The 11,675-nt window shown below is 60.3% G+C and carries 8 protein-coding genes and 1 pseudogene; all 9 read right to left on the bottom strand.

The window, feature by feature from the left end; genetic code table 11:
- A pseudogene (locus tag QRN33_RS26465) lies at positions 1 to 1,204 on the bottom strand (hypothetical protein); the annotation flags it as partial.
- A 333-nt stretch (positions 1,205 to 1,537) separates the two neighbouring features.
- Positions 1,538 to 3,136, bottom strand: a complete 1,599-nt coding sequence (locus tag QRN33_RS26460; RefSeq protein ID WP_285411015.1) for an ATP-dependent nuclease — start codon at positions 3,134 to 3,136, stop codon at positions 1,538 to 1,540.
- A 33-nt stretch (positions 3,137 to 3,169) separates the two neighbouring features.
- Positions 3,170 to 3,691 carry a hypothetical protein gene (locus QRN33_RS26455; RefSeq protein ID WP_123419536.1) on the bottom strand — a complete coding sequence of 174 codons (522 nt, stop codon included), beginning with the start codon at positions 3,689 to 3,691 and terminating at the stop codon, positions 3,170 to 3,172.
- Positions 3,688 to 4,203 carry a hypothetical protein gene (locus QRN33_RS26450; RefSeq protein WP_065617388.1) on the bottom strand — a complete coding sequence of 172 codons (516 nt, stop codon included), beginning with the start codon at positions 4,201 to 4,203 and terminating at the stop codon, positions 3,688 to 3,690. The genes QRN33_RS26455 and QRN33_RS26450 overlap by 4 nt, the downstream gene beginning before the upstream one ends.
- Positions 4,200 to 4,853: a hypothetical protein gene (locus QRN33_RS26445; protein WP_285411012.1), complete on the bottom strand. Its 654-nt coding sequence runs from the start codon at positions 4,851 to 4,853 to the stop codon at positions 4,200 to 4,202. Before QRN33_RS26445 ends, QRN33_RS26450 begins: the two co-directional genes overlap by 4 nt.
- Before the next feature lie 289 nt (positions 4,854 to 5,142).
- A complete protein-coding gene (locus QRN33_RS26440) occupies positions 5,143 to 6,438 on the bottom strand; it encodes an OprD family porin (protein ID WP_285411010.1) in 1,296 nt (431 codons plus the stop codon).
- A 213-nt stretch (positions 6,439 to 6,651) separates the two neighbouring features.
- On the bottom strand, positions 6,652 to 8,355 hold the full coding sequence (locus tag QRN33_RS26435) for an amidase (protein ID WP_285411009.1): 1,704 nt from the start codon (positions 8,353 to 8,355) through the stop codon (positions 6,652 to 6,654).
- 165 nt (positions 8,356 to 8,520) lie between these two features.
- Entirely contained in the window at positions 8,521 to 10,026 is a 1,506-nt protein-coding gene (gene proP / locus QRN33_RS26430) for a glycine betaine/L-proline transporter ProP (protein ID WP_042610020.1), read from the bottom strand.
- 315 nt (positions 10,027 to 10,341) lie between these two features.
- The gene (locus QRN33_RS26425) at positions 10,342 to 11,640 is read right to left on the bottom strand and encodes a carbohydrate porin (RefSeq protein ID WP_285411008.1); all 1,299 of its coding nucleotides are present in this window, start codon (positions 11,638 to 11,640) and stop codon (positions 10,342 to 10,344) included.
- Between the last annotated feature and the right edge of the window lie 35 nt (positions 11,641 to 11,675).

Raw genomic sequence — 11,675 nt, 5'->3', positions numbered from 1 at the left:
GTACCACGTCCAGCGGTGGGTTCAGGGCACCGGAATCCTCGTCCAGCATGATCGGCGCGGCCAGGCGCTGCACTTCGCCGATGGCGCGGATGAATTGGCTTTTGGATTCCAGATCGTCGGAGCCGTCGGCTTTTTCCAGTCGGTAAGACAAGGTGATCTGGGACTTGGCCAACTGGCGCAGCACGGCGTTGGGAGCCGTGGTTTCCATAATGCTCGGCACACTTTTCAACTCCACGCCTGCTGACGGTTCCCAATTAATCGGCGGTCCTTCGACGGGGGTGCCCTTGATCCTGATGAATACCTCGTCTCCGACTTCGAACTTGCTCGTATCCGTGGCAATAACTTGCACGGTGCCATCGGCGTCGCCCAGCTCGTCGACATCCAGCACGTTGTTCAGCGTTTCCCTGAGCAACGGTGCCCCCAGCCGGGTCGCATCCACCGCCACTTTTACGCGCTGCTCGGGGCTCCAGTCCTCGGAGCGGTTGAAGACGCAGTCGTACACCTCAAACACCACGGCCACGCCGGGCGCATCACCGGCGTCTCTGATGATATCTTCTTTGATTTTCACGATGATCGGCGCCGTGCCTTCGGCCTGGTCCTGGGTCAGTGGAGCACTGGGCACAAAGATTCCACCCCAACTCACGCGGCAAATATCGCCAGCCGCGGCGAAGGGATAGGGCGGTGTGCCGTCGGCCTTGCCAATGCTGATGTCCACGCCAGCGGCCACGTTGCCCTCGTGGATGCCGCCGTCAAGAACCTCCTGCGCAATGATCATGATCAGCTTGGAATGGCCGTTGTCACCGTTGTTATCGTGGCCACCCGGGCGCGTCAGCTTGACCAGCACCTGCATGACTTCGGACGGTTGATCTGTGCCGCCCAGCGGCTTGACGGAATAGGACACCGCAAACTCGCCGTCGACCATGTGCCGCGAAGGCACGAACATGCGCAGTTGCGTATCGACCTCGTCCTTGAGGACGGTCCTGCTCAGCACGTTGTGCCCGGTGCCCCAAAATATCGTCAGCCTGTCGCCACTCGCCATATTTCCCCACGGCCCCGCCTCGCACCGCAGGCCGTGATACGGAAAGTTGTCCAGCGCGGCGGCGATGTTGATACCCCAGACATCGGGATCTTTCGACACCGGGTCCTTGCTGCGACCAGGGATGCCGAGTTCTGCGAGTAGCAGAGGTTTTTGGGGGGGGGACATGGAAACGGCTCCGACGGGAAGTGACGGAACGAGTTAACGCGACTTGGCGTGAATGCACACCTGTCAGACTTGACAGGTGTGCGGTGATATCCGACGAGCGGTCACCTTCGCGGACGCTTCGCCCGAGAAAGCTTCGTCGGTTGCAAGCGCCTTACGGCGGTGACGGCGTCGCTTAACGGTGGTTGCGTGGAGCCGGGCGGGCAGAGGTGATGATCGAGGGTGCGATCTCGTCAAGGCAGGATGGGGCCTTGTCGCCATGAGAAATCCATGGCGCTGCGCGAGCGAGCCTGCCTGATCAGGCGCTCGTTGCGGGAGCTTCAGTGCCCAGACAGTTCAGTTACATTTGCGAATGAATGTGCATAGCTCATCAATGCGCTCGCCGAGGTCCAGAACCGAATAATCCGGCTTGTACTCACTGCTGATCTTCGCCGCGACTTTGACCTTGTTGGCCACGGTTTTCTTGCGTGCGTGGAGCTTCTTGTATTCCAGGGCATTGGCCCAGATCGACTGGGAAACGATGCGTTTGGCAGTACGGTGAACTTGCTTGATCGCCACTTCCATATATTGGGGGGCGATGTAGTTCTCTATTTCCCGACCCTTGGTGACCCAAGCGACGCCGCCGTTAGCCTGGATCTCTTTAATCACGCGCTCTTTGGTCTTGCGCAGTTTTCCCTTGGCGCTGGATTTATCGCTGTCGATCAGAATCGCCGAGTTTCTGTTCAGCGACTGCAGATTGATGAAGTCGGCACTGTTATCTTCACTGTCGTCTTCGTTTTCTTCCGCTACGCCGAGGTGGCTCAGCAGCCTGCCGCCGTAATACATGACCGAATAGTGAATACCTTCAACTAGCTCGGGGGCACGGCCTGCCAGCCAGTAGTTGAGATACGTACGGTCTGAGGGCCCTTCAACCCAGACGATGCAGTTGGCCTGCAGGATATCCGACGCCAGATAGCCCAATCGATCAAGAATGTCGCGCCGATCGGGCCGGCTCTTGATATGGCTTCCGCACATCTCGAACAACGTTAGTTTGTCTTTCGCCGCGATATTGATGACGGTCGCAGAATGCGTGCTGATCAGCAGTTGTTGATGGCGTTCGGTGGCAATTTCGATCAGGGAATCCATCACAAACCTGAGCATTTTCGGATGCAGGTGACTTTCCGGTTCCTCCAGCAGGCAGATGGCGTGCTTCGGGCAATTTCGCAGCCAGGCGGCCATCAGCGCATAAGACTTCCAGCCTGTGGGAAGCCAGCTCACGGGTAGTTGGTTGGGCATCTTGGGGTCGTCCTTGATCCACACCGACAAACGACCGTCCTCGCCGAGCTGGAAAGTGCCGTCGTCAATCAGCGTGGCACCGAAACTCCCTTGCCGATCAGTCGCCAGGCTGCACAGAAACGGCTTGCTTTTGTTCAGTTCCGCGACAGCGTCTTCGCTGAATTGATCTTCGAGCGTCATGCCGTTGCGGTAATGAATATTGGCGTATTCGTAAAAACGCGGTACGGGTGAAAACAGGGCATGCTTGTGCAGGTCGCTGGAGCGCACATAGTGTTTACGTTCGCTGGGTATGAGCAAGAGCTGACGGCACGCGACGTTTTCGATGCAGTCCAGATCCGGGTCGAACGTATTCCCGGAAAAAAAGTATGACCAATTGTCGTCATTATCAAAGCTGATGCTGTAGCCGGGCAGAATCTGTCGCGGCGGATTTTCCCGTGGGAGCGAGGCCAGTATTTCCGGGTGTTTCAACGCCCTGACCATGTCGATGACGGTTGATTTACCCGAGCCATTCTCGCCAATGAAAACATTGATATCGCCAAGGGTGATCGCGCCGCTCTGCTGCAGTGCTTGCCAGTGCGACATGAGGTCATTGGCGTTAACCGTTTGGCTTGGCGTGTTGAGCGTGCGTATGGCCGACAGCCAGATGTGCTTTATCTTCATGGGGTAGAACGGCCTCCTGGCCTTGAAAAAATGCTAGTGGCTGTAAGGAATCAGCCGGTCCCGATCCATCTCGCGCAATAACTGATCGAGCATCTGCCGTTTGTTTTCAAACGCTGGAATCGGCACGTACCACGCCATTACGCTCCAGCCCTCGCGCGAGTAGTTGTAGGTTTTGAGCAGTTGACCATCCTTGAAGACCGAGCCGCGCAGGTTGTCCTGGTAGTGGTAGGGCATCGGGAAGGTGAACAGTGTGAAGACGTTGACCAGCGCCAGCCAGTTGACCTTGCCGTCACTGGGTTCGGTGATCAACAGGCTGTAGCCGTTGCGGGTGTAACCGCCATCGAGCATCGAGAACGCGCCGGTTTTTTTCAGGACGCTGATGGTTTCGCGCTGATGCTGCTCGTCGATGCGCGTATACGCCGGCCCCATGCCGAGCGTGACCGGCACATAGGCTTGGTCGGCATGGTAGTCGAGCGGTTGCAAGGTGTTGGCGCAGCCGCCCAGCATCAGTGAGGCGCAGAGCAGGCCGGCGACTTTCATCATGGCGAGGTTCATTGCGCGACTGCCGGGATCAGCCGGTCTTGCTGCACATCCTGCGCGAAGGCGCGAGCGATGCGGCTGAGGTTCTGTTCGCGCATCTCACCGCCCTGATCCAGCAGCCAGATGTATTTTTCAGTGGTGTTGCGATAGGTGTATTGCTTCAGGCGCTTGTCACCCTGGAACACGGTGAATTCGCTTTGCGTGTCAAATTCGTTCGACAGCGGCAGCAGGAACAACGTCGCGCTGCTCAGCAGGATGACCGGAAATGGCGGCAGGTGACGCTCCACATTGAGTTTGACCTGCACGTTGAACTCGTCAGCTTTGCCGCTGCCGGTTTCGATGGTGCGGAACACGCCGGTCTGACGCAGGTGGTTGCGCAGGCTGGAGCCGTTCTCCGGATCATCGACCATAACGTGAATCGGCTGCAGATAATCTTGACCGTCCGCGAGCGTGCGCTCTGGCAAGGTGTTGGTGGCCGCGCAACCGGTCAACAGAGCGGCGGCGGTGAGGGCGATGACTGTTCTCATGGTTTGGCGTCCACGGCCGCACCTGGAGTAGGGCCGGTAAAGATGTAGGGCTCAGCGTTTTTCAGGTCGAGCTTCAGCGGTTGCAGGGTTGGCAGCCCTGGGGTCATGCGCTGAGCGACGGCGGCATCGCGGGCGTTTTGATCATTCCAGCGGAACGCGCAGAATCCTGCGGTCAGGCAAAACGAACGGAACTCACCGATGTAATAGGCCTTGCCGGCTTCAAGGCGCATCGGCAGGTTGAATTTCTCGCGGGCCTCGGCTGAGGTGAAAACGGTGCCGAGCCCTGGTTGGTAGCGTGCGGAAAAGAACTGGAAATCATAGAACTCGTAATCGCCCGGCTTGAGCGGCAGCACGAATACGCTCGCTGCGCCGACTCCGTCCTGAATATCCTGCGGCGTTGAGTAAGCGCCGGCCATTTTCCAGACACCGGCGGCCCCGTACTCCGAACCGCGTTTGCGGAAGAAGATTCGCTGGTTGTCAGCAGCGGACTGCTTGAGCGATTGCGGCCCGATTGAGCCCACGAGGTAACTGACTGGCTCGCTGGCCTTGGGTTGCAAGGGTTCGCTGACCCATGAGGCGCTTTCGGTAATGCAGCCGCTGAGCGTCGCGGCGAGCACAACGGCCATGCCGAGTTTGAATAACTGGAACATGTTCATCCCTGAATCCGGGTGTGTTGATTGACTACAAACAGGAAGGTCCATCAATGCCTTCCTGGCTTGGCTTTTTCTGCGGGTGCGCAGGATAAGGGAGGTGATGGCATTTGGCTAGCCGTAAAAGGTGTATTGCGTATACGGATGTCTGGCCGAAACTCAAACCCGTGGGAGTGAGCCTGCTCGCGGTAGCGGTGTATCAGTCAACATGAATGTTGCTGAAAAGACGCTATCGCGAGCAGGCTCACTCCTACAGGGGATAGCGTTTCAAATCGGGATGGGCGGTGGGTTAGAAACCAAGTGGGTACTGAATGACCACGTAGATCCGGTCAATGTCATCGCCAGCCTGCGCTTCGTTGGCGCGGTGGGTGACGTGGGAAAGCTGTACCGACAAATCCTTCGCGGCACCGGACTGGACGATGTATTTCAGGTCGATGTCGCGTTCCCAGTGCTTGCCGCCATCACCCTGTTGCGGTTGATAGTCGCCGCTGTCGGCGTCGAACGGGTTATACGCGCCGCCCTTGGGGGCGTGGGTGCCGTCGATGTGGCTGCCGCGGACGTAGCGGGTCATGAAGTTCAGGCCGGGGATGCCGAAGGCGCCGAAGTCGAGGTCGTAGCGGGCTTGCCAGGAACGTTCGTTGGCGCCGTTGAAGTCGGCGTATTTGATCGAGTTGGCGAGGTAGATCGAGTCGCCGCCAACGAAATCGAACGGCGTGTCGCCGTTGATGCGCTGCCAGCCGAGCATCACCGCGTGGGGGCCGAAGCTGTATTTGCCGGAGAGGCTGAACGCGGTGTTATCGATCTCGCCGGCCAATGCGCGGCCGGTGTCGCGGGTGTGGTAGAGGTTGGCGTCGAGCAGCACGCCGGACTGTTTGAAGTGCAGGTTGCCGTAGTACTGGTGCCAGGTGTCGCTTAGCTCGGAGGCGTAAAGTGCGCCGCCGATGGGGCTGCTGCCGAACAGGTCGGCGCCGATAAAACTGATCCCGCCGGCCTCGGTGTTGGCGCCATAGCCGTAGAAATCACCTTTGCCCGATGAGCTGTCCTGGTTCTTGAACGCGGTGAAATGTCCGGCGACCAGATTGACGTTGTCAAACTCGGCGCTGTTGAGCAGAAAACCGGTGGCGTACTCCGGTTGCAGGCGTTTGTCGGAGGTGTCGAACACCGGGGTTTCGACGGTCATTTCACCGAAGGCGAGGGTGGTGCGCGAGGCTTTCAACTTGAGCGCACCGCCGGCGCTGGAGTAGTCGTGTTCGCTGCGACCATCGCTGTCGACCGGAAGCAGACCCGTGCCCGAATGCCCTTTGCCACCGTCAAGTTTCAGCCCGGCGAAGGCGTGGGCATCGATGCCGAACCCGACTGTGCCCTCGGTGAAACCGGATGAGAAGTTACCGATAAAGCCCTGAGCCCATTCCTGTTTGTAGTTTTTTCCGGAGGGTGCAGGCGAGCGGTAGTCGTTGCTGAGATAGAAGTTGCGCAGCAGCACGTCGGTTTTGGCGTCGTCGAAAAAGCCGCTGGCGTGGGCGGTGCCGGTCAGACCGCAGAGCATGGCAAGCAGGGTGAAACGGAAAGGGGCGCGGTTGATCATGGTCAGGGCCGGTGGTGATTTGGATGGCGCTGATGATCGGGGGATTGGGTTGAAAAGGATTGGGCCGGTGTGCTGAGTTAACAGCCTACACACAACCCTTGTAGGAGTGAGCCTGCTCGCGATAGCGGTGTGTCAGGCAACATTTTTTCAGCTGCCACCCCGCTATCGCGAGCAGGCTCACTCCTACAGTTGATAGCGGTGTGTCAGTAAGGGTTACACCAGCGGCGGGGTACGCGGTGGGATCTGGCGTTTGCTGCCGGTCGATTCAAACGCAGCGGCGAAGCGCAACAGGTTCGAATCGTCGTAGGCGCGGCCGGCGAAGGTCAGGCCGACGGGCATGCCGATGTCGGCCATCACGCCCATCGGCACGGTAACGGTCGGCACGCCGAGGTGGCGGATCGCGAGGTTGCCGTTGGCTACCCAGACGCCGTTGCTCCAGGCGATGTCGGCCGAGGCAGGATTGACATCGGCGTCCGCCGGGCCCACGTCAGCGACGGTCGGGAACAGCACCGCATCGAGGCCGAGCGTGTCCATCCAGTCTTCGAGGTCGATGCGCCGGGTTTGCTCCAGACCGCGCAAGCCATCAGGCACGGTAGTGATTTCATTCCACGGCGTGATACCGCGTTCGGCCATGCGCACGTATTCGTCCATGCCGGCGGCCAGATCGCCTTCGCGGTTGGGCAGGGTGCCGGGGTCGTGCGGAAAGATTTTCGGCCCGTCGACGTCGACCAGACGATTGAGTTTCGGGTCGCCGTTGGCCTGCAGGAAGTCGTCAAACGCCCAGGCAGTCAGATCCCACAGTTCGTGGTGGAGGAATTCCTTCGAGACCAGGCCACGGGTGAACACGGTTGGCGCGCCGGGGCGGTCGCCTTCGCAGTTGGAGACCAGCGGGAAATCGCTTTCGATGACTTCAGCACCGGCGGCTTCCAGGGCCTGACGCGCCTGCTGCCACAAGTCGATCACCGAAGCGCGGGTGTTGATGCGCTGACCGGTCGGGCCGCCGATGCCAGGGGCTTCGCTGGTGCCGGCGTCATCGTCGGCGTTGATGTACATACGCGGGATGGCGAAGCGTTTGCCGGCCAGGGCTTTGGCGTCGGCGGCCAGTTCACTGTACGCCGCCGGGCGCACTTCGCTGACGCGGGGGATCGGCACCCACGGTTGCAGGCGCCACAAGTCGCCACGGGTGTCGGGGTCTTCGGCGACGACCACGTCGAGCACTTCGAGCAGGTCGGCCATGGTCCGCGCGAACGGCACGACGACGTCCATGGTCGGGGTCAACGGCCAATTGCCGCGCACCGAAATTACCCCGCGCGACGGGGTATAGGCGCACAGCCCATTGTTCGACGCAGGGCCGCGACCGCTCGACCAGGTTTCCTCCGCCAGACCGAATGCAGCAAAACTCGCTGCGGTGGCGGTACCGGCGCCATTGGACGAGCCGGAGGCGAAAGGCGCGGTGAGGTAGGCGGCGTTGTACGGACTTTCAGCGCGGCCATAAACGCCACGCTGCATGCCGCCATTGGCCATCGGCGGCATGTTGGTCTTGCCCAGGCAGATCGCCCCGGCAGCGCGCAGGCGCTCGATGGTGAAAGCATCGCGATGGGCAACCAGCTCGGCGAAAGCCGGGCTGCCGGAGGCGGCGGTCAGGCCTTTGACCAAGTAGCTGTCCTTGGCGGTGTAGGGGATGCCATCGAGCGGCCCCAAGGTTGCGCCTTTGGCGCGGCGGGCATCGGAGGCGCGGGCTTCGTTCAGCGCTTCAGGATTGCGCACGACTACGGCGTTGAGTGCCGTCGGGGTGTCGGCGCCGTCGTAGGCATCAATGCGCGCCAGATAGGCTTGTACCAGCTCCACGGCAGTGGTCTGGCCGGATTCGAGGGCGGTGCGCAGTTGGGCGATGGAGACTTCGGTGACTTCGATCATCGGGTCACCTGTTGAGCGAAGATGTTCTGGGCAGGGGTATTCATAGCGGTTCTCGTTGCACGGCTTTAAGCGACAAGGTCAAGACTGGCGCCTATTTAACACCAAGCCGCGCTCCGAGTAATCGACGGGGTGACGGCCCCGCCGATTTTTTCTGGGTCTAGCGGATCACTCGTTGATGCGCGGGTGCTGCTGAACCAGCACCTTGCGCTTGGCCTCCAGCTCGGCAATCTCGGCATCGATGTCTTCGATTTTCTGTTCGATGTTGTCGTGGTGTTCCTGCAGCAGCTCCTTGGCCTCTTCGAGGTCGGAGGCCGCCGGGGCGGCGCCGCGCAGGGGTTTGTTGGCGGTTTCCTTCATGGTCACGCCGGTGATCAGGCCGACCACGGCGATCACCATCAGGTAATACGCAGGCATGTACAGATCGTTGGTGCTTTCCACCAGCCAGGCCACGGCAGTCGGGGTCAGACCGGCGATCAGCACCGAGACGTTGAAGGCACTGGCCAAAGCGCTGTAGCGGATATGGGTGGGGAACATCGCCGGCAGGGTCGAGGCCATGACGCCAATGAAGAAGTTGAGCAACACCGCCAGAATCAGCAAGCCGGAGAAGATCAGGCCGATGCTGCCGCTGTTGATCAGCATGAACGCCGGAATGGCAAAGATGAACAGGCCGATGCTGCCCACGACGATGAAAGGCTTGCGGCCGATCTTGTCGCTGACGAAGCCGATCAGCGGCTGCACGAAGAGCATGCCGACCATGATCGCGATGATGATCAGCACGCCGTGGTTTTCGCTGTAATGCAGGTTGTGGGTCAGGTAACTCGGCATGTAGGTGAGCAGCATGTAGTAGGTGACGTTGGTCGCCGCTACTACGCCGATGCAGGTCATCAGGCTGCGCCAGTGCTTGGTCGCAACTTCCTTGAACGACACTTTCGGGCCACCGGCGAGGCCTTCGCGGTCACCTTGTTCGAGCTTTTCCACGTGCTGCTGGAACGCCGGGGTTTCCTCCAGGGCGTGGCGCAGATACAGGCCGATCATGCCCAGCGGCAGGGCAAGGAAAAACGGAATTCTCCAGCCCCATTCTTCGAAGCGCTGTTCACCGAGGATCGTCGAAATCAGCACCACCACGCCGGCGCCAAAGACGAAACCGGCGATCGAGCCGAAATCCAGCCAGCTGCCGAGGAAGCCGCGTTTGCGGTCCGGCGCGTATTCAGCGACGAAGATCGAGGCGCCGGTGTACTCGCCACCCACGGAGAAACCTTGGGCCATCTTCGCCAGCAACAGCAGGATCGGCGCCCAGATGCCGATCGAGGCATAGGACGGAATCAGGCCGATGGCAAAGGTGCTCAGGGACATGATGACGATGGTCGCGGCGAGGACTTTCTGCCGGCCGTATTTGTCGCCGAGCGCACCAAAGAACAGCCCGCCCAGCGGACGAATCAGGAAAGGCACGGAGAAGGTCGCCAGCGCGGCGATCATTTGCACGCCGGGATCGGCGCCGGGGAAGAAGACCTTGCCGAGCACATAGGCGACAAAGCCGTAGACGCCAAAGTCGAACCATTCCATGGCGTTGCCCAGTGCGGCGGCGGTGATTGCCTTGCGCATCTTGGCGTCGTCGACAATGGTGATGTCTTTCAAACCGATCGGTTTGACGGTGTTCTTGCGTGATTTCATTGCGATGTTCCCGCTCGCTGATCCAGATTACCGCTGCGATGCCATCTCCATGATGGCGCCGGCTCTTCTGCCTCAGATACATGCGGACACGAAATAATTCACCGATGGCTGGAATTAATTTCGACAGGTGGGTGACTGGTCGGTGCTCTGAAGGAACTGGTTGAGCATTCAAAAATTGTGGTTGCCTGAACCAATGCCATCGCGAGCAGGCTCACTCCTACAGGGGGTTTGTGTATTGCCGGGATTTTGTGCCCGACGCCAAACCCTGTAGGAGTGAGCCTGCTCGCGATCGCGGTGGTGCATCCACCACAAGGCTTAAAGCGCAGCCTTCACCTGCAACCCCACCACCAGCGCATTGTCGATGTCCTGCCCGGAGAACGCGCCCGGTTCGATGATGTATTGCAGGTTCGGGCGCAGGGTCAGCCATGGGGTGGCCTGGTAGCCGTAGCCCAATTCGATCAGTTGCTCAGCGCTGTCGAGATGCGGGAATGCAGCGCCATTGGCCATGGCGGCATCCTGCTGAACATCACGGCTGCGCGGGTTCGGCACGGCGCGGCCATAGCCCAGCGCCAGAGTGTCACGCGGGCGGCCTTCGAACGGTTTGTACAGGACTACGCCGGTGCCGTACCACTTGCTGAACGGTGAGGCCGCTTCACTGGCCGCCGAATACTGACCAAACGCATGCAGGCTGCGCCCCTCGGAGGTCGGCGAACGCCATATCGCCTGATCGATCAGCAGGTAATGACCGCCACGACCGGACACCTCGTCGTCGCTGCCAATGCGTTTGACGTCGGAACTGTCGTAGTAATAGCCGAGCTTGTATTCACCCGGCAGCTCGCCGGCGTGCTTGTACACCAGCTCGATCGGTACGACGGTGCCGGTGGTGTGTTTCGGCCCCAAGTGCCAGGCGCGGCTGGAATTGCCATTGCTCTCGGGGTCGACGTTGAACGCCGCCACACGCAGTTGCCAGGACGGCGACAGGTCGTATTTGACCCGCACGCCCAGACGCGCGTTGGGGTAGTTGGTCCAGCCGCTGCCGCCGGACATGTTCAGCGGATGGCCGCAGAAACCAGCGTTCATGAAGTTGCACAGAATGCCGCTGTCGAGGCCGCCGAGGTCGTTGCCCATGGCCATGTAGCCGAGCTTCACGTTCAGCGCCGGAGTGAACAGGCTGCGCTCGTAACTGAGTTCGGTCAGGCGCGTGTACAGGCCGCCGTAGTTTTCCTGAATCGGCAAGCGGTTGCCGACCAGATCTTCCGAAGCGCTGTTGCCGCGACGGTCGTTGATGGTCAGTTGCACCTTGCCGGCATTGTCGACGCCATACAGTTTGCTCAGATCAAACTGCACGCCGAGCTTGATGTTCTGCGAATAGCGCGCCGAACGGTGCAGGCCGCCGTCGGCGTTGTAAGCGGTTTCGCCGCTGTAATCGCCGCTGAACTTGACGCCGTCTTCATCCAGTTGATGACGCAAGCCGCCCCAGTTACCGGTGAGGGTGCTGCGGGTCAGCAGACCGGAATCGCTGGCGGCCAGCGCGGGCAGGGCGGTGGTGCAGCTCAGGCCCAGCAGCAGGCCAGTGGAAAGTTTGGTACGAGAAAAGCGAACAGCCGATGACATGTGAATCCTTCCTGCTGAAATCTTCAACGCAATAA

Origin of the sequence: Pseudomonas sp. FR229a, assembly GCF_030209115.1 — a bacterium.
GTDB lineage: Bacteria > Pseudomonadota > Gammaproteobacteria > Pseudomonadales > Pseudomonadaceae > Aquipseudomonas > Aquipseudomonas moraviensis_A.
The sequence above is the reverse complement of the archived record's forward strand: the minus strand, read 5'-3'. Positions and strand labels throughout refer to the sequence as shown.

Coding starts and splice junctions, on each gene's coding strand:
- QRN33_RS26460 (WP_285411015.1), bottom strand. CDS start 3,136: ATGAAGATAAAGCACATCTGGCTGTCGGCCATACGCACGCTCAACACG.
- QRN33_RS26455 (WP_123419536.1), bottom strand. CDS start 3,691: ATGAACCTCGCCATGATGAAAGTCGCCGGCCTGCTCTGCGCCTCACTG.
- QRN33_RS26450 (WP_065617388.1), bottom strand. CDS start 4,203: ATGAGAACAGTCATCGCCCTCACCGCCGCCGCTCTGTTGACCGGTTGC.
- QRN33_RS26445 (WP_285411012.1), bottom strand. CDS start 4,853: ATGTTCCAGTTATTCAAACTCGGCATGGCCGTTGTGCTCGCCGCGACG.
- QRN33_RS26440 (WP_285411010.1), bottom strand. CDS start 6,438: ATGATCAACCGCGCCCCTTTCCGTTTCACCCTGCTTGCCATGCTCTGC.
- QRN33_RS26435 (WP_285411009.1), bottom strand. CDS start 8,355: ATGATCGAAGTCACCGAAGTCTCCATCGCCCAACTGCGCACCGCCCTC.
- proP (WP_042610020.1), bottom strand. CDS start 10,026: ATGAAATCACGCAAGAACACCGTCAAACCGATCGGTTTGAAAGACATC.
- QRN33_RS26425 (WP_285411008.1), bottom strand. CDS start 11,640: ATGTCATCGGCTGTTCGCTTTTCTCGTACCAAACTTTCCACTGGCCTG.